This window comes from Enterobacter sp. 301B, from assembly GCF_003850715.1.
Taxonomy (GTDB): Bacteria; Pseudomonadota; Gammaproteobacteria; order Enterobacterales; family Enterobacteriaceae; genus Enterobacter; species Enterobacter intestinihominis.
Map to the genome: position 1 here is coordinate 87,110 of NZ_PQTC01000018.1, position 16,049 is coordinate 103,158.

Sequence of the window (16,049 nt, forward strand, 5' to 3'; positions counted from 1 at the left end):
ATTATCCTCTCAGAAGTGAAGCGCCGGGGAACCCGCCATAATCCAGCTGTTCATTCTCTCCGAAGCGAGGTTTACAGCCCGTTGACAGCAATCCGGAGCAAACATCCTGTGAAGGATCGTCCACCCGATTGCCGTCTTTATCGAACCAGCCGTTTTGCCCGGCGTAGGTGCAGCCGTTCCCGGTTTTGTACCAGCCCCGCATGCACCACGTGCACATTGGCTGAATTTGCCGGGTCGGAATGAGTTGCCCTCGCAAATCGGCTGGACTGGAAAGCTCAAACTCTACGGTTTCATCGTCTGACCCTGATTTACGGTCGATGTAATAAACCTGTTTGCGCTCCTCGTTGGGATTCGCAGTCGGGTTCCCGCCAGGAAAATTTCTTGCGTCCAAGTAGTGAGCGAAGGTGTCATGGATGATCACCTTTGCTTTAGCCATCCCCTGAAACCTGCGGCACAGCGCGCCAATCGTACCGCTGATGTTTGCAACAGTGAGTGACGGCCGTGAACTCTGGCCGTCACTGCTTACAGATATGCCGGTCAGTTCATACGGCCACGCGCCATACTCCTGCCCCTGCCACCACACCGACTTCGGCTCAAGTTTTGACTCGTCGCCGCCTGCGGCGATGATTTCCGCCTCGGTATGCGGGATTGTCTCGTTGTGAAAGCGAAGGATACCCGCACCGAACGCTGAGCCGTCCACCTCGATCAGGCGGACGCGCTTACCCGGTTCCAGTTTCTGGACATCAGATGAAATACTCATGGATGGTATGCCTGTATGAATGTACTGCTGAGGGTGTATTTTTTGTTGCCGTGGGTAGATATCTGGAAGGATTCCGCGCGCCATAAACCTGAAGGCTCAAGCGGCGGCTTCCAGATAAATGACTTCCACCCGGCATGTCTGTTCAGAAAGTTTTTAATGGTCTGAATGTAAGCCTCGTCACCGGTAAAGCTCACGCTCCACTGAGGTGTTACCGGGTTGATACCGTCCCCGGCAACCTGCGCATAGCCATCGCCAAACTGTGCCTTTCGGGTACGAAAATTTGTATCAACCTGAGAGGCAACCTTTGGGCACCAGCTGAAGGTTTCGACTGCCATGGTTAAACTCCCTTGATTAATCGCCACAGAGGCGAGCCCGGCATGCTGGCCTGTTCGTTAATGACACCAGTGATGGCATCCTTAAGCTGCCTGCCTGCTGCTCCGGCAGTACCCTGACTGGACGCCTGTGGAGAACCGCCCTGAATATTGATATCGCCGAAGTTAACTGAAGGCACGCCACCAGAGACCTGCGGCATCCCTACTGCGCGAACAGCAAGATCACCATTAGGTGCCCGCGTGAGTGGCATAATGGCTTCAGGACCTGCCTCGCCGAAAATCCCCGCACCTTTGGCAAAAGCAAACAGCTGAGGCGTCTGAAAAACGCCATTGCTGTAAGCGCTCAGGGACGGAGAGTCGTAAACATTACCCTTCGCATTAAAGGTAAAGTTCGCGCCGGCATTCTGAATAGCGGTACCGCTGCTGGCGGTTGCGGCTGACGAGGCGCCAAAACTGAACAGTGATCCAATTGAGCTGACGCCATTAGCAACAGCCATGTTCACCAGAACGTTCTGGATGATCTTCAGTACGCTCACGCCCCAGTCCTTCCAGCTGTCAACGTTTCCATTGAGCATGTCGGTGATCGTGGTGACCGCGCCACCCATGGCCTGCTTCATGCCGTCAGCGGCCATGGAAGAATAATCAGTAGCTTCGTCCACCCAGTTCGCATAACCCTCAGACAGTCCCGTCATCCAGTCGTCACGCTGCGCATCAGAAGCTGCGTAATATCCCTCCTGGTCGCGCAGGCGCTCTTCGAGGTAGCGCTTATTAAGTGCCAGCCCCTGCTGATAGAACGTCTCGTCGATTTCACCAGCCTGACGCTGGCGGAGAAGATCGGTATTCTTCTGCTCAAACTCCTTACGCAGATTGAACTGCTCCTGAAGTCTTTCACGGAACCTGGTTCCCTGCCCGTATCCCAGCAGTTGCGCTTCATTGGCTGCTCGGGCGCTGGCGTTACTATCGGCAAGATTGGCTTCGTAATTTCGCAGTTGCTCACGTAATTTAACCTGGTCAATCAGTGCAGCATTCTGCAATACCGTCTTTTTCTGGGCTTCTGTCAGAGAAGCAAGTTCGCCCTGGCTGACCTGGTATTTAACCTTCGCCAGTTCAGTATTCTGGCCTTGCAGGGCAATCTGCTCTTTTTGCTGTTTGATCAGCTTGTCATAGGCATCAGCTGTTTTTTCCGCCTCGGATTTCCCGCCCTTATGGCGGCTTGAGTCACGAATAGCTTGCAACTGCCTGGCTGACTCAACTTCCATGCTGACATACTTCTCACGCCAACCAGCAGGGAGATTAAGGTCAGATGCATCGAATTCCGCCTGCTTGCGGGTTTTGTCCAATCCCTTAAGACCGGACAACTCAAGCTGTCGCTGCGCCTTGTCTATAGCTTGCTGCTGCTTATTATCAAGTGCAGGAAGTACAGGCCCTGCATATTTTGGTGGGGATACTGCTGTAGACTGTCTGGAAACCTTGTTCAGACGGTCATACATCTCTGTAAGAGAACTTACGGCGCCAGCCATTTCTACTGTTTTATTTATAGCCTGATCAGTTATGTCGTTTATTAACTGTTGTGTTTGCTTTCTTTTATTGAGCATTTGCTCAAGTCGGCCTTCTTCAACCGCAAGTTCTGAAGCAAACTCTGCTGCTTTCTCAACCGCATCGTTATACAGCCATGTTCCCTCTGAAGCAGAATTGGCTGCTAATTTTGCGTTATAAAGTTGATTGGATAATTCAGCAACTTTCTGCTTCTGCTGTTCAATCGCACTATTTTGAGCATCCAGTGAAATATTCGCCTGTCCAAGGTTGGCGGATATCTGCGTCTGAGACATTGATTTCAGATTATCTCGTACCTGCTCGATTGTGTCCGCATATTGGATTGCAGATTCCCTGGCTTGTTCTTGGCGTTGATACATCGTGTACCACGCCCCAGCACCCAACATTAAAATTCCTGGCAAACCACCAACTAACGACAAAAGCCCCGTAGCGCCAGACTTGAATAAATTCATTACCGATGTTGATCGGTTGAGTGCTTCTTGCGACGCTGATACTGCTTTATTTGACTGAACGAGAGTGGCATTGGCGGCTATCATTTCGCGCCGTTTGGCAATAGAATTTTGTGTAGCTGTCGCTTCTGCATTTGTGTTTTTTGCAAGTTCCAACTCGGATAGCGAGAGCTGATAAGCACGCTCGGCAGCAATCGCATCTGCTGCCGCCTTTCGTTGTGATTGGGTAGCAGATTCAGCCCTTGCAGATGCGAGCGCAATTTCGTTCTTTCTGGCATCTATTAATTGCGCCGTTTGGTTCCCAAGATCGCCAAACATCCCTCCAAGATAGCGAGCTCCACCTATTGCAGCCAAAGCTCCGGCAGCCGTAGCCACAGTGTCGATATTGTCAGAAACTGTATTCAATACAGCAACAAGAGCACTTGTCGCACCAGTAGCTTCATTAGCTCCACCTACCCATGCCATGAAAGCATTTTCGACTTTCGTCGTGGCAGCAGAAACGGTCTGCGGCATTGCCTCAAATTCACCACGCATAGTGCCAAGTTGACTTATCAGGGCCGGGACAACTTTATCTGCGGTTAGCATCCCCTGATCGGCCATTGCCTTCAGATCTTTACGAGCTACACCCATCCCAGCGGCCAGCGCACGGATAACTCGATCACCGTTTTCGTTAACAGAGTTGAATTCCTCGCCCCGCAGAACGCCCTGAGCTAATGCCTGACTAAACTGGGTGATAACAGAACTTGCCTCTGCCGTGCTGGCGCCGGATAGCTTTAGTCCAGTAGAAATGGCCTCGGTTACATCCAGAACTTGCTGCGAACTGTATCCGTATTCACGCATTGATGCGGCGGAACGCGCAAAAAGACTCGCATTATCAGAGAAGGCGGTTCCGGTTCGTTGGCTAATATCCATCAGCGCCCGCTGAGACTCCGTGAAATCATCAGACGATTGGGAAGCCTGCTTTAGCCTGGCATTAACAGAGCTCCATTCATCGGCCAGCGATATAAGATGACCAGTCGCAAATGCTCCAGCAAATGCACCTGCCATTCCCAGCGCTGAGGCCTTCGCGGTGTTTATTTGACTAGTTACCTCAGCTAAGGCACGCTGAGTTTCACGCGAAGCTGCGGCCGCTTGGCGTCCTCCAGTCTGCATTACCCGGTAATAGTCATTCCCCATTCTTGAAGCACGAGAAATTTCAGACTGAAATGACTGAGAGTTTGCAGATATTTTGATGATCAGTTCGCGCAACGTAGCCATATTTTCACCCATAAAAAAAACCCGCTTGATAGCGGGTCGTGAGTTATAAACTGTCTTTTCTTTTGTGAGCGACTTGTATTAATAAATCTATTTGCGCATCTTGTTTTTTATTTATCTCTTTAAGGGCTTCAACTTGTTCATTTGCCCTTGTGCTAAACCGTATTAAATAAAAAATCACAATTAGATTTATCAACCAGCCGAATATTCCAAACACTACTACTAGTGGTTCCATAACGCCTCCTTTTCTTAAGGAAAGAGCGTATCGCCACATTGATGACATGTGAAGCAATTATTGTGTCGCAGCTGTTAGCGCCGCTTCAAGCCCTGCAAACGGGTCCTTCGGTTCTGATTGCTCATCACCACCCCATCGCAGGATCGCATCGTCCAGCGGTACTTTTGCCCCCTGCGAACCGTAGATGGCAGAGACGAGCTGGGCTGCCTGAATGTCGCCACGGATATCGCCAACCGGACTTTGCCTGTCAAACTCAATCCACATCAGAAGCTCGCTTGCCGTCATATTCTGCCGAAGCTCTGAGAGCGTGCGCCCCATCCGGAGCGCAAGCGACATCAGAAACTTTACGCCGGGGGTTGAGACTTTTCCCGCGCTTCGTCCGCGTTGTTGATCAGGTCAAGCGCCTGTTTGAGCAGGCGTGAATGGATGGGTCCGTAAATTTCACGCACCTGCTCTTCTTCTTCAGCACTGAATACCGGCTGCTTATCGGTATCACACAGAACATCAATGAACAGAACCACATCAGCGCAAAGATTACGGTGTGCCTTTTCCGATACCGACACATTTTCGTCATCATCACCCGCTTTCACCACTTCCTGCCAGCGCAGCCAGGCTTCACCAGACGGCTCACGCAGAACCACTTTGACGCCTTCCCACTCAGGAACGGCGACCGTCTTATGACGGAAACCCGACATCTTAGCCAGGGCGAGATTTTTAATATTCTTCATGCGACCTCTCAGGAGCCAGACTCGATGCTTTCAGGCTTACCTTTCAGGCGCAGGGAGAACGTTGCCGCCACTACGCCGTTGGTACCGGAAGACCAGGTGTGCTGGCGGATTTCAGCCAGGAACTTAAAGCCTTTGCCAGACGGGAAAATGACCTGGAAAGCGTAGGTCGTATCGTTGTCATACGCATCACGCAAGGCGTCCTGCGCCGGATTCTTGTAGAAGTTGCCGGACAGAGAGATTTCTGACGGAGAAGGCAGGCCGTTAATGTTCTCCTGCTCGGTCGAACAAAGCGTTGTTACGTCGATATCCTGCTTCTGACCACCGGTGAACTGAATTTCTTTGATGGTGCAACTCAGATCGAGAAAGGTTGCGGAATCCATCGTTTCTTTGGTGGCTGGCAGGGAGGAAATAAGGATCTTCGTCAGCTGCGATTTTTCATAAAGTGCAGACATAGCTGTCTCCTGGAAAAAGAAAACCCGCCATCAGGCGGGTTCGTTGGGTGAATTAATTGTCAGGGGGTAACTTTAAAATCCAGGGTGGCACGGTAGAGCCGATAATCTGGCTCGTACCCGGGGATTTTTACCACCTCTGTAGGGGTTAACGGCTCAAGCGAAGAGAGCACCAAATCTCTCAGGGTGCGTGATTCAGTGATCGTAGTGGAATACACATCTACCTGAATGGAAACCCTGCTCTCTGCCTGGCCACACAGCACGTCAGCGGAAACATCATCGACGATGGAAAAGATAATCCAGGGTGGAGAGACAGACGGTTTCCCGTCACTACCTAATGGCGCAACGTAGGGATATACCCGCCCTTCTGCCAGGGGAGAAAGCAAAGCGTAGATATCATCTTCATTCACTTGCTCAACACCTCATCAATAGCCTGATTCATCCTAGCAATGGCGACGCTGGCGGCCTCTTCCTCGCGCGTATCGTAAGCGGGTCGCACAAAAGGATGCGCAGGCATGTTCGCAGTGCCAAGCTCCACAAAGCGCCAGTAAAAGGCGTTTCTCGGGTTATTCGCCTTCATCGTGTTATCGCTGTTGCCGGTGCGAGGGTTAACGCCACGAATATGGACGCCGGAAGAAATCTCCCCGCGGCGGCGGCTTTTTTGGGTCACCACCACCACGTTTTTTTTCAGTTTCCCGGTGCGCACTGGTGCGCGTGCGATCACCTCTTCCTTAAGCACTTCGGCACCGGCGCGCGTAGCATCACGCAGAACCTTGTTGTTTTCAGCACGGCTAAGCGCCTCCAGATCCTTTGCAATGTCATTCAGCCCGGAAAAATCGAGGCTCGTCTCAATCATTTTTCAACTCCCGTTTTGCAAAGAATTTCCAGGCGAGTGCCGGTCGCATTTGCTACAGGAGGACCGATGATATTTAGCACCTGACCTTTATACGGGCCGCTGAGGACTTCCAGACGAGAAGAGGCATTCAGCTCTGACCTGAAGCGCATCCAGACCCGATTGGTTGCCTGCGCCGTTTCCGCGCCGCCTGACATCTGCTCTCTGCCGCTGATCCCCTTTACCTCAGCCGGGACCGGGTTGCCACCTGTCCACGATTCAACCGGCTGACCAGATGGATCGCGTGAAGTCGTGAAGGTGAGAATTTTTACCCGGTGCCTGAATCGTCCAGGTTCCATCAGGATCCCTCCTCTGATTCGGCTTTACCGCGCCAGTTGCGATGAATGAACATCATGCGTTCGGCGGCTGCATTCTCATAAAGCTGCACTTCGCTTTGTGCCGTCCGGTGTTCAAACATGTCAGCAAAGACAAGCAGAACGGCGCCCTTAACGGCGGCAGGAATATCAGCCGCAACCTTCCATGCTGGTTCATCGCACCAGCGTATGCAGTAGTCAAAAGCGGCCTGAGCGTACAGGGTGATCAGCTCGTCCCTGTCGTCTTCCTCAAATTCAATCTGCTGCTTAAACAGGCGGAGGCCAATTACATCCAGAACATCTATCGCCATACGTTAAAAGGGCGGGTCACCCCGCCCCCTCCATCATGAGCCAGAAGAGAAACTGCCCTTGATGATTGCCGTCGGGCGATAGTGCGCCAGCGCCAGGCGCTCTTCACACAGGATGGTCAGCATGTTTTTCACGAAGTTATCGCGGTCTTCACGGCTGACTTCCACGGTGGCATCCATGCGATCCCACACCTGTGAGGCCATATCAAAACCGCCCACCGTAAAGGTGCCGGCGGCCTGCGCCTTAGTCGGAACCACTGGCAGGCCCCACATGATGTTACTGGTAAACGCCTGAGGACCACCGAAGATATAGCGGCCTTCGTTGTCTTTCAGCAGCGCAATGTTGTGCCAGTCGCGCGGGTTCAGGACGATACCGGAAGCGCTAAACTCAGACTCTGTCACCTGGTAAATAGCGTGAGCGATAATGTCAGCGCGGGTGTCACCAGTGGCATTCAGCGAGGTGTCGTAGGCGGTTGCCACTTTGTTCAGACCTTCCAGGTTATCCCCGGTACCGTCGCCGTTCAGCAGTTGGCCTTCTTCCTTCAGCGCCAGGCCATACATCAGACGGCCGTTGACGTATGACTGCAGCATTGGCGCATCGTCCATCACCTGACGTGATGCCTGCACCCAGTGCGCGATAGTCTTCACGTTCGCGGTCTGCTTGCTGAATGTGATATCCGATTCTGGCTTAAGCGCTTTTTCAGCCACCACATCGGCGTTATTGGTAAACACCTCTTCACGCACATATTCCAGAGCGTTACTGGAAATGCGGCCCTGAGCCAGCAGGTCACGGATGGTTAGACGGCGCAGGCCCGGCATGATAATTCCCGGGATCTGCATAGGCTGGATCAGTGCGCCAGCAGAGTCAGCGTCACTGCCGAGCGACTTATTGAACGTCTTCGCATCGAAGGTGCCCTGTTTACCGTCCCATGACTTAATGAGCTCTTCAGCAGCTCGTTCAGAGAAGGATTTCTTCTCACCCGGATTCTCAGCGCCGGATGCCAGTTTCTGTTCAAGATCGAAGAGGCGGGTACCGGATTTGGTCAGTTCTTCCTGTACCTTCACCAGGTCGGCCTGCAGCTGTTTGGATACCTTACCCGTGCTTTCGATTTCTGCTTTCTGTGCATCGAAAAGCTGGGACATTTTCTGCTGGGATTCTTCAATAGCTTTTTGAATGAGAGCGAGTTCAGACATAATTAATTACCTAAATTAGAAGGGAAAGATTTAATGCTCTGAAGCAGAGCGTTGATTTGTGCTTCGTTTCCGTCGCCCTCGGACTCGCTCCGAATCGCTGACTTAAACCGGGCTATTAGCCCAACTGCCTGTGATTTGGTGAGCCCGACTGAATCCCTCAGCCAGTTCTCCACATCACGAATTGTTTCAATGCCGTCGACACTCTTCATGGCTGCGATGCCAGCCTGTTCGTTGGCGGGGAAAGTGCAGACGCTGATTTCACGCAGAGCCTGGATATTCTTAAAAATGCGGCCTGTTGGAATGATGGTGTAATCGTCTTTCGCAACGGAAAAGCCAACCGACATACCTTCAACCGTACCGTGCTGCATTGCCGCTTTCAGGTCGGCGGCGCCGCTGTGCCCTGGGGTAAGTTGACCGCGCACATACAGGCCTTTTTCGTCTTCGGCCAGGCTGTCCCATTTACCAACCGGCAGCTCCCACGTCTTGTGGTTGAAAAACATCGCCACTTTGCGGGTCTGGTTCGCCAGTGCGTTTTTAAACGCCCCGGGCAGAATGATGTCGCCATCGGAATCGGTGTTATTAAAAACAGAGGCGTAGCCTTCAAAAATCCCCTGTTTACCGTCACCGGTGAATTTGATTTCTGTCTCGTCGAAGGACAGCGTTTTTACGATCTCAGGCATTACGGCCCCCATAAAAATTAAGCCCCGTTATTACGGGGCTCTTTGTTGGTTCCTAAATCGGTGATCGGCACGTATTGCGACTGGCGCATAGCCACATCTCCACCCGGCAATGGCGGGAGGTTGTCCGTTCGTCGCATCTCGTTGATGGTGCGTAGCCCTGCCTCTCCCATTGCCTTCATAAAGGCAGCGCGGGATGCCGAATCGCCCCTCAGCAGGCCGTCGAGATTGTGCTCAGCATGAATGCGGCCAACATCATTAGCAGGAATAAGCCACCGCTGAATGCTGTTTTCCCACCGGGAGATATAGGGCTGCAGGGTGTACTGCAGGAAGCCGAGATTCTGCTGCTCGATGCCCGATCCCCAGCTCGTTGATTTCTCGACGTCGCCGACAAGGTGAGGCGGTACGCCAAAGAATCGCGCCAGTTCACTTACCTGAAATTTTCGGGACGCCATCATTTCGGCATCCTGCGGCGTTACGCCAATTGCCGATGTGGAAAAGCCCGCTTCCAGAATCCAAAGGCGTTTTTTAACCGGGCCGCCGGCGATCTCTTTGAAGTTCTCTTCGACCTGCGAGCGCTGCTGTTCAGTTAGCACTTTTTCGCCGGTTGAGAGGATTTGCGGAGACTTGGCGCCATTGGCAAAGAAATCTCGCTGCTGGTCCTCCATCGCAACTGCCACACCTGCCGATTTACAGGCAAAAGCAATGGGGGACAGGCCGACCAGCCCGGTGAATCCGAAGCCTTTAAGGTGAAAAATCTCTCTCTGCGAAAAGTCGGCGTATTCGCTGTCGCGCTGATAGCGATAAACCACTTTTTTTCCGACGAGTTTCACATCCATATTGGCAGACTGAAGCGGGAGAAGGCTGATCACGTCACCCGCGCTGTTGCGGTCCACCAGTGCATACGCGTTACCGTAGAAACAGAGCTGCATCGTCATGGCCTCCCTGAATTCCTGGGCGGTCATGTACTGATTCGGTGAGTAGCGCAGCAGTCGCGCCAGCGGATTGCTCAAACCCACTTTTTTGCGGTTGTCATTCTGGTCGGTTTCGAAGACATCAAGCGGTAAGCATGCCGTGAGCGTTGAAATCAGGCTCACGCAGCGCCAAACCGTCGAAATTTGCAGTATCCGTTCATCGTTAATGGATGAATCGCCCAGGTGTCCGTGGGCCGAAACAGGCCCCGTCTGTGAGCCCTGATTTGGGGTGACTAAACGCCCGCCGACAAACCAGGACTGCAGCCTTGCCCACCAGCCGTTATTGGTTCGCAGGTCAATCGTGTATTTAGGTTCTTCCATCACATGCTCAGCGGTCGGAAAATGAAGTCATCGAAGTCACCACCCTGTTCGGTAACTTCCCCATTAGCAGCACCAACGGACATTGTCATTGCGACCATGCCATCAATACGGCCTGTTGCTTTGGACTTATCGAGCTTGCGGTTGCCAGCAGCATCTTTCACCACCACCGCATTCACAGCACACATCGTTAATACGGGGTGCATGCCATGCCTCACGCGCCCGTTAAGCATCAGAGACTCCAGCGTGTCTACAGCTGGCCCCATATCCTTAAAGCCCTGGCCGAACTCGACCAGCGGGAGGCTCAGCCCAATGGCATCGGCATCCTTCCTGAACTGGTCAATACGCCAGCGGTCAAAAGCCATCGAGGTAAGGTCGAAATCACCGATAATTTCTGCGATATCCGCAACGACGAATGAGTAATCCACCGAAGCGCCTGGCGTGGTGCGCAGCAGCCCCTCTCTCACCCAAACGTCATAGGGTGCGCGGTCCGTTTTGGTTCGCTCTTCAAGAGTCTTTTGCGGTGTCCAGAAGAAGGGGAAAACATCCCAGACACCATCATCTGCTTCGCCAGCGATAACCAGCGCCGTTAAGTCGTTCCTGGCTGACAGATCCAGCCCCGCGTACCACTTCCTCGGGGTGTTAATCGGCATCTCTCCGCAAAGCTCCCACACGCTGCGGGAGATAAACGGTGATACGGTGGAAACGCGCTGGTTCAGGTTGAGGTTGCGGAATGTGTTCTCGAAGCTCGGCATTCGCGAGGCCATTTCTGCCTGGCGCGCCATGTCTTTTTCGGAACGGAAGGTTCCTAGCGCCGGGTTCGCGGCAAGCCAGGATTCTCGCTTACTGATATCAGCGTCTTTTGGCGCTTCGTAAACGTGGCAGACAATGTGCGGATCTTTCGATTTGACCGCATCATCAATCCAGATGCTTAACAGATCGGCGTCGTTCGCCGCCTGAGTGCTGATAACTATCAGTAGCGGATTCTCATGCGCGCCCTGGGCTGTGGTGATCGCATCGATAAAATCATCCTGCGGCCCCCTTACCTGCCCGGTTTCGTCCAGAATCGCCAGAACAGGCGACAGGCCGTGCGTGGTTTTACCCTCAGCAGATAACGCCTTATATTCGACATTACACGGCAGCCCGATCAGCTTTTTGCCGCTGGGCGTGATATGCACAATCTCCTGCAACTTCGGGTTCAGGTTGACCATCTTCACCGCCAGGTTGAAAACGATGGATGCCTGTTCCCGGCTCAGAGCGCCACTGACGATCTGGGTATTCTGTACCGCTTCTGGCCCCACCAGATGCGCCAGCAGGATGCCGGCTATCAGCCCCGTCTTGCCGTTTTTTCGGGCGATGCTCAGTATCGCTTTATCGGTACCGACTGGATTGTCGTAAACCGCCAGGATGAATTCTTTCTGGAAGGGGTCAAGCCGCATGGCCTTACCGAGAAGTTTGCCTTCCGGCACAATGCAAAAGCGCTCAATGAACGCTATTACACGCTCACCTCGCGTCATAGTCTGTTATCCGTGCTTGGGAAAGGCGATCAGGTTGTCGTCCTGGTCCTGATGCCCGTTTTTGGTATTCCGTGCATCACGATCGTTCTGATTACGTTTCTTCTGGTCGCGACTTTCGCCGTTGGTTGCGTGGGAATGGATCTGGAGGTCGCGGCGCTGAGCCAGGATAGTTCGTTGTAGCTCAACAATTTGCTTGCGGAGGTCTTTGATAAGGCCTTCGTCTCGCTCCTCCCCGCGTATACGCTCTTCTTTGCGTAAATCTTTGCGTAAAACGGTGATATAGAGCTGATTATTAGCCAGTTCTACGGCGGCCAGCAGGTCGGCAGGCGTCCAGCTGTCCAGAGCTTTCGATCTGATATTGTCATGCCAGAATGGTTCGGCTTTTTTCTCCAAACCTGCATGGGACGGCGGATCGATGGTGTCCACAGCTGCATTTTTCATGGCCTGAACCGCTGCCGCCGAACTGTCGGAACGGGTTCGTTTATCTGCCATATGTCAACACCTTAAAACTAAAAAAATCGGGTTAGCGTTAAATTCAAACTTTGGCGGCGGTCATTTGGGGCAAAGGTTTTGAAGATTTGATCCCCCCCCCTGCCCTTGATGGGATTCATTCTCACTTGAAATGATTGCATTTGAAACGATTTCAATCGTTCATAATCTGCTTTGCTTCATCATGCCAGGAGGTCTGTTTATCAACCTGTTCGAGTTTCTGAGCGCCTTTCCCATGCTCGGGCCGCACATGACCTGAGAAGGTCAGCGTCGGCACATTTTCTCCTACCGCGTGAGAGAGGTGAATAGAGGTAACAGTCTTCATCGCTACGCCATCAATTGCCAGCTGAACAAACTTACCATCGCGGTATTCAATGATGAGGTCTTTCATTATGTCCTCCAGTGAGACGCAGGATCGAGCGGGTAGCCGTTGGCATCACAGCCTATTACCGCGCCGCTCTTCTCCATTCTCTGTTTCGTTGAATCATGATGTGCTTTGCACAGTGGCTGCCAGTTATCTTTATTCCAGAACAGGAGCTGTGCTTTCGATATGGCCAGCGGGTTACCTGACTTAAGCGCATCTTTCAGTTTGTGGGGCACGATATGGTCAACCACCGTTGCTGGTGTTATGCGCCCCTGCTGCTCGCACATCACACACAGTGGGTGCTGCTGGAGAAAACGCAGACGGGCCTTATCCCATCGGCTGCCATATACACGGGGCTCTTTGTTCATGCCAGTCTCCATGCACGGCGGCGTTCTGTCCTCGGCTCGTTGTCAGGGTGACGCTCAACCTCCGGCATGTCGGCGTGATCCACCAGCGAGTAACACGGATAAATTACCCTGCCACCGAACGCCTCACCGACGGCGTAATCAGCTGCCAGCGTTTTATTCCATGCGCTGAGCATGCGCCCCAGCCTGCCCTGAGGAGGGCTATAACATACCCCGTGAATCAGCTTGCTTAATACGATGTGGTCACCGCAGACGCGATCCGCATCCACCAGCATTCCGGCTATCTCTTTCTGATACTGCGGCGGTCGGCCCGTGCCGAGATAAAAGCTCAGCATGTCATCAGGGAAACGCACCAGCCAGTCAGTTACCTTTTCGGTGAATCCCTGCACCGGTAGCGCGTCGTCTTCCAGCACGACTACCCGGCAAGGTTGCTCAGCAGCCCATTCAAGCGCGCGTCGGTGATTCCAGTTCGCGCCGTGGTTACCGTCATCAATCAGCAAATGAGCATCCAGCAGCGCAGCAAGACGTTGTGCATGTCCTAAGCGGGTGTGATGGCCGACCACCACAAACTTAATGTCTTCAGCCACCAGCGAATCTCCAATAAAAAAGCCGCACAATGGCGGCTACTGTCTGAATATCAGGGTGTTGCTTCTCATTAACCCTGGTTAAGGTAAGCATTCAGCCCGTCAGTGGTGGGACACTGGCGCACTCTGTCGCGGGGGGATGGCTGATTACCTCCGAAAAGGAAAATACCCATGGGTTCCATGTCAGAACTGGAAAAAGCAGTTGCAGATTTACAACGTGAATTAAAGATTGAAAAAGCCACCAATAAACTGGTTTTTTCTTTGATTATTGAAGCTGTTAACAAGCTGTCACCAAAACAGAATGTTGGGGACGTTCTGATGGATGTACTGAAGGAGGTTACACCGCCTGAAATTTCATCTGCCCCAGATGCTCACGAAGCGATTAAGAGAGTTGAGAAAATAATTCAGAAGAAGCAACCGCGTTCGTAACTTCCTGAATTAAATCGTCAGCGGCTCGGTGCTGAGCCGCATTCACAATCTGATCGATTACAGTTTTCGCGTGAGTTTCAGCGCGCTGCTTGTAACCTTCAAGAGTAAAGTCTGCCGTAATGTCTTCACGATAAGGTACAGTCAGCATTGTTTTCTTATCGATTTGTACTTTGACGTCTCCGCCAATAGCCTCAACCGTTTTACAGTCCAGTCCCTCTGCTGAAGAGTAACCATTAATTTTTAAGCTAAACGATTTTTGAGTCGGGAACTCAACCTCATACGAAATCATAAGAACTCCTGTTATTTATGGCGCCACCAGGCATTTTCTTTGCCGATGCCATCAGTTTTGAAAACGGTATGTACCAGAGGGCCGGTGACCAGCCTGTCAACGAATGACTGCGCGACAATACCGAACGCCAGCATGTCACCCACCGCGGCGCCAGCCTGTTCTTTCTTCCAGAAACGATAACTCTCGATCCGGTAGTAAAGACCAATGATGCCGTGGGCGAACGCCATTACATCAGCGCGGGTGCCACCCAGCAGACCAGCGTTAAGCATCACATCGCCGCGGTGCGCTTCAATGAATTCCTGATAGATACGCTCTGGATGATTCTGTTTCGCCCAGGTGTCGGCGTAGGTCTTCGGTTCAGAACCGACATACACCTTTCCGGGCTCCATTTCTTCCCACGGCGCGCGAAGCATTTCGACATCGGTACCATCGGTACACCAGACGAACCGGTATTCAGGGTGTTCTCGCAGGTGCTGCCAGATGTGCAGCCAGCGACGGAAGTAGACATTCATCTTCACGTCAGGTACGAGATACAGCTCAACATCGGCCGGGGCCGTCAGTAATTCATCCACCAGCGCTATACGCCCACACTGGCGAAGCGAGGCCGCCCATTTGCTCAGCATGTCAGGCGAGGCCGCCATTTTCGTGCCGCGCTGCGGGTCAGGCTGACTGGTGAGCAGCGTTGTGATAACTACATCGCGCTGCTGGCGGTATTCAACGTAACCAGTAAACCCGGCATCACGCCGTTCGTTGTGGATCTTCACGTTACGTTCCACCAGCGCCTGTCGGTCGGGACGCGGTACCGAACGCTCTACGGCTTCATGCTCATCGAGAGAATGGATCAGCTTTTCTGAACCGACCACATCACCGTAAGCCCACGTAGTCAGTCCTGCGTTATGGATACGCAAGGCGAGATCGCTGTGCTCGTACATGCCGCGACCGTAAACCGGATCGAAACCGCCAATCTTCTGAATCGCGCTACGGTGGTAATACAGCATCACGCCGCGCTGTCCGGTGTAAGCAATGTGCTTATCATCCCGGTACAGGACCGCCATATCCTTCAGCTTATTCGTCCCTGCCAGATCGAGAAACTGATAAGCCAGGTGTGGCTCGGGTGATTCGATGTAAGGCAAGTGCCAGTTATCAGCGATGGGCCAGGCGTCATCGTCCCACAGGAAGAGATGCTCACACCCGGCGTCCATTAGCGCGGTTAAACTGGCGTTCTTCGATGCAACAATGCCGAGTGATGTTTCATGGCGAAGCAGCTGCACGCCGTGTGGCACTACCGCTGCAGGTTTTGAACCATCATCGACAACCACCACCAGCGCACCGGCGGGAAGATGCTTCATGTGCTGTTCGAGCGCTCGTTTTAATACGTCTGCGCGCTGATGTGTCGAAATGGCAATGCCAATCCGTGACGCTGAAGCGCAGGCAGGCACATACGGGACACCATCAATAGTCACCTGCATTTGATTTTCCTTTTAGACGTGAGCCTGCCGCACGGCAAAGCCGCCGAAAGTTAACGGTTTGCCCAGGCTCACAGCTGAAAGACTTTCTTTGATGTGCGCGTGCGA

The 16,049-nt window shown here is 52.8% G+C and carries 21 protein-coding genes and 1 pseudogene; 1 reads left to right on the forward strand and 21 read right to left on the reverse strand.

Annotation, left to right across the window (positions count from 1 at the left end; translation table 11 throughout):
- Position 1 precedes the first annotated feature (1 nt).
- The 19 genes and pseudogenes from C3451_RS18520 to C3451_RS18610 form a co-directional block, all read right to left on the reverse strand.
- The gene (locus C3451_RS18520; protein WP_016240208.1) at positions 2 to 760 is read right to left on the reverse strand and encodes a phage minor tail protein L; all 759 of its coding nucleotides are present in this window, start codon (positions 758 to 760) and stop codon (positions 2 to 4) included.
- Complete coding sequence (locus C3451_RS18525) at positions 757 to 1,095, reverse strand: phage tail protein (RefSeq protein WP_006809151.1); 339 nt, start codon at positions 1,093 to 1,095, stop codon at positions 757 to 759. Before C3451_RS18525 ends, C3451_RS18520 begins: the two co-directional genes overlap by 4 nt.
- 2 nt (positions 1,096 to 1,097) lie before the next feature.
- Positions 1,098 to 4,352 (reverse strand): phage tail tape measure protein, encoded by a 3,255-nt coding sequence (locus tag C3451_RS18530; protein WP_124304376.1) that lies wholly within the window; start codon positions 4,350 to 4,352, stop codon positions 1,098 to 1,100.
- Between the two features lie 43 nt (positions 4,353 to 4,395).
- Positions 4,396 to 4,584: a YebO family protein gene (locus tag C3451_RS18535; protein ID WP_059291502.1), complete on the reverse strand. Its 189-nt coding sequence runs from the start codon at positions 4,582 to 4,584 to the stop codon at positions 4,396 to 4,398.
- 57 nt (positions 4,585 to 4,641) lie between these two features.
- Positions 4,642 to 4,920 (reverse strand): DUF4035 domain-containing protein, encoded by a 279-nt coding sequence (locus C3451_RS18540; RefSeq protein WP_045332808.1) that lies wholly within the window; start codon positions 4,918 to 4,920, stop codon positions 4,642 to 4,644.
- 8 nt (positions 4,921 to 4,928) lie between these two features.
- A complete protein-coding gene (locus tag C3451_RS18545; RefSeq protein ID WP_033146296.1) occupies positions 4,929 to 5,312 on the reverse strand; it encodes a phage tail assembly chaperone in 384 nt (127 codons plus the stop codon).
- A 32-nt stretch (positions 5,313 to 5,344) separates the two neighbouring features.
- Positions 5,345 to 5,764, reverse strand: a pseudogene (locus C3451_RS18550) (phage tail tube protein); the annotation flags it as partial.
- Between the two features lie 59 nt (positions 5,765 to 5,823).
- On the reverse strand, positions 5,824 to 6,171 hold the full coding sequence (locus C3451_RS18555; RefSeq protein WP_047362861.1) for a DUF3168 domain-containing protein: 348 nt from the start codon (positions 6,169 to 6,171) through the stop codon (positions 5,824 to 5,826).
- Positions 6,168 to 6,617 (reverse strand): HK97-gp10 family putative phage morphogenesis protein, encoded by a 450-nt coding sequence (locus C3451_RS18560; RefSeq protein ID WP_006809157.1) that lies wholly within the window; start codon positions 6,615 to 6,617, stop codon positions 6,168 to 6,170. The genes C3451_RS18555 and C3451_RS18560 overlap by 4 nt, the downstream gene beginning before the upstream one ends.
- The gene (locus tag C3451_RS18565) at positions 6,614 to 6,952 is read right to left on the reverse strand and encodes a phage head closure protein (protein ID WP_033146298.1); all 339 of its coding nucleotides are present in this window, start codon (positions 6,950 to 6,952) and stop codon (positions 6,614 to 6,616) included. Before C3451_RS18565 ends, C3451_RS18560 begins: the two co-directional genes overlap by 4 nt.
- The gene (locus C3451_RS18570) at positions 6,952 to 7,278 is read right to left on the reverse strand and encodes a head-tail connector protein (RefSeq protein ID WP_080464917.1); all 327 of its coding nucleotides are present in this window, start codon (positions 7,276 to 7,278) and stop codon (positions 6,952 to 6,954) included. The genes C3451_RS18565 and C3451_RS18570 overlap by 1 nt, the downstream gene beginning before the upstream one ends.
- Before the next feature lie 33 nt (positions 7,279 to 7,311).
- Positions 7,312 to 8,469 carry a phage major capsid protein gene (locus C3451_RS18575; RefSeq protein WP_045626368.1) on the reverse strand — a complete coding sequence of 386 codons (1,158 nt, stop codon included), beginning with the start codon at positions 8,467 to 8,469 and terminating at the stop codon, positions 7,312 to 7,314.
- A 2-nt stretch (positions 8,470 to 8,471) separates the two neighbouring features.
- Positions 8,472 to 9,149, reverse strand: coding sequence for an HK97 family phage prohead protease (locus C3451_RS18580; RefSeq protein ID WP_016063561.1), 678 nt, complete (start codon positions 9,147 to 9,149; stop codon positions 8,472 to 8,474).
- Between the two features lie 17 nt (positions 9,150 to 9,166).
- Positions 9,167 to 10,441, reverse strand: a complete 1,275-nt coding sequence (locus C3451_RS18585) for a phage portal protein (RefSeq protein WP_048206706.1) — start codon at positions 10,439 to 10,441, stop codon at positions 9,167 to 9,169.
- Entirely contained in the window at positions 10,441 to 11,955 is a 1,515-nt protein-coding gene (locus C3451_RS18590; protein ID WP_063139476.1) for a terminase TerL endonuclease subunit, read from the reverse strand. Before C3451_RS18590 ends, C3451_RS18585 begins: the two co-directional genes overlap by 1 nt.
- A gap of 6 nt (positions 11,956 to 11,961) precedes the next feature.
- Entirely contained in the window at positions 11,962 to 12,447 is a 486-nt protein-coding gene (locus C3451_RS18595) for a terminase (RefSeq protein WP_006809164.1), read from the reverse strand.
- A 151-nt stretch (positions 12,448 to 12,598) separates the two neighbouring features.
- A complete protein-coding gene (locus C3451_RS18600; RefSeq protein ID WP_063139472.1) occupies positions 12,599 to 12,835 on the reverse strand; it encodes a hypothetical protein in 237 nt (78 codons plus the stop codon).
- Complete coding sequence (locus C3451_RS18605) at positions 12,835 to 13,176, reverse strand: HNH endonuclease signature motif containing protein (RefSeq protein WP_048209453.1); 342 nt, start codon at positions 13,174 to 13,176, stop codon at positions 12,835 to 12,837. The genes C3451_RS18600 and C3451_RS18605 overlap by 1 nt, the downstream gene beginning before the upstream one ends.
- A complete protein-coding gene (locus C3451_RS18610) occupies positions 13,173 to 13,763 on the reverse strand; it encodes a hypothetical protein (RefSeq protein WP_063139473.1) in 591 nt (196 codons plus the stop codon). Before C3451_RS18610 ends, C3451_RS18605 begins: the two co-directional genes overlap by 4 nt.
- 165 nt (positions 13,764 to 13,928) lie before the next feature.
- Between C3451_RS18610 and C3451_RS18615 the strand changes: the two genes are divergently transcribed.
- A complete protein-coding gene (locus tag C3451_RS18615) occupies positions 13,929 to 14,186 on the forward strand; it encodes a hypothetical protein (RefSeq protein ID WP_040117529.1) in 258 nt (85 codons plus the stop codon).
- On the opposite strand, the gene C3451_RS18620 is transcribed toward C3451_RS18615, so the two are convergent.
- Positions 14,140 to 14,475, reverse strand: coding sequence for a hypothetical protein (locus tag C3451_RS18620; RefSeq protein WP_124304373.1), 336 nt, complete (start codon positions 14,473 to 14,475; stop codon positions 14,140 to 14,142). The two genes, C3451_RS18615 and C3451_RS18620, sit on opposite strands and share 47 nt — an antisense overlap.
- An 11-nt stretch (positions 14,476 to 14,486) precedes the next feature.
- Positions 14,487 to 15,944 (reverse strand): glycosyltransferase family 2 protein, encoded by a 1,458-nt coding sequence (locus C3451_RS18625; protein ID WP_124304374.1) that lies wholly within the window; start codon positions 15,942 to 15,944, stop codon positions 14,487 to 14,489.
- Between the last annotated feature and the right edge of the window lie 105 nt (positions 15,945 to 16,049).

Bases quoted from the DNA above. Each gene is read 5' to 3' on its own strand.
- C3451_RS18520 (WP_016240208.1), bottom strand. From the start codon at position 760: ATGAGTATTTCATCTGATGTCCAGAAACTGGAACCGGGTAAGCGCGTC.
- C3451_RS18625 (WP_124304374.1), bottom strand. From the start codon at position 15,944: ATGCAGGTGACTATTGATGGTGTCCCGTATGTGCCTGCCTGCGCTTCA.
- C3451_RS18585 (WP_048206706.1), bottom strand. From the start codon at position 10,441: ATGGAAGAACCTAAATACACGATTGACCTGCGAACCAATAACGGCTGG.
- C3451_RS18540 (WP_045332808.1), bottom strand. From the start codon at position 4,920: ATGTCGCTTGCGCTCCGGATGGGGCGCACGCTCTCAGAGCTTCGGCAG.
- C3451_RS18580 (WP_016063561.1), bottom strand. From the start codon at position 9,149: ATGCCTGAGATCGTAAAAACGCTGTCCTTCGACGAGACAGAAATCAAA.
- C3451_RS18535 (WP_059291502.1), bottom strand. From the start codon at position 4,584: ATGGAACCACTAGTAGTAGTGTTTGGAATATTCGGCTGGTTGATAAAT.
- C3451_RS18560 (WP_006809157.1), bottom strand. From the start codon at position 6,617: ATGATTGAGACGAGCCTCGATTTTTCCGGGCTGAATGACATTGCAAAG.
- C3451_RS18545 (WP_033146296.1), bottom strand. From the start codon at position 5,312: ATGAAGAATATTAAAAATCTCGCCCTGGCTAAGATGTCGGGTTTCCGT.
- C3451_RS18615 (WP_040117529.1), top strand. From the start codon at position 13,929: ATGGGTTCCATGTCAGAACTGGAAAAAGCAGTTGCAGATTTACAACGT.
- C3451_RS18570 (WP_080464917.1), bottom strand. From the start codon at position 7,278: ATGGCGATAGATGTTCTGGATGTAATTGGCCTCCGCCTGTTTAAGCAG.
- C3451_RS18525 (WP_006809151.1), bottom strand. From the start codon at position 1,095: ATGGCAGTCGAAACCTTCAGCTGGTGCCCAAAGGTTGCCTCTCAGGTT.
- C3451_RS18590 (WP_063139476.1), bottom strand. From the start codon at position 11,955: ATGACGCGAGGTGAGCGTGTAATAGCGTTCATTGAGCGCTTTTGCATT.
- C3451_RS18600 (WP_063139472.1), bottom strand. From the start codon at position 12,835: ATGAAAGACCTCATCATTGAATACCGCGATGGTAAGTTTGTTCAGCTG.
- C3451_RS18530 (WP_124304376.1), bottom strand. From the start codon at position 4,352: ATGGCTACGTTGCGCGAACTGATCATCAAAATATCTGCAAACTCTCAG.
- C3451_RS18595 (WP_006809164.1), bottom strand. From the start codon at position 12,447: ATGGCAGATAAACGAACCCGTTCCGACAGTTCGGCGGCAGCGGTTCAG.
- C3451_RS18565 (WP_033146298.1), bottom strand. From the start codon at position 6,952: ATGGAACCTGGACGATTCAGGCACCGGGTAAAAATTCTCACCTTCACG.
- C3451_RS18575 (WP_045626368.1), bottom strand. From the start codon at position 8,469: ATGTCTGAACTCGCTCTCATTCAAAAAGCTATTGAAGAATCCCAGCAG.
- C3451_RS18620 (WP_124304373.1), bottom strand. From the start codon at position 14,475: ATGATTTCGTATGAGGTTGAGTTCCCGACTCAAAAATCGTTTAGCTTA.
- C3451_RS18605 (WP_048209453.1), bottom strand. From the start codon at position 13,176: ATGAACAAAGAGCCCCGTGTATATGGCAGCCGATGGGATAAGGCCCGT.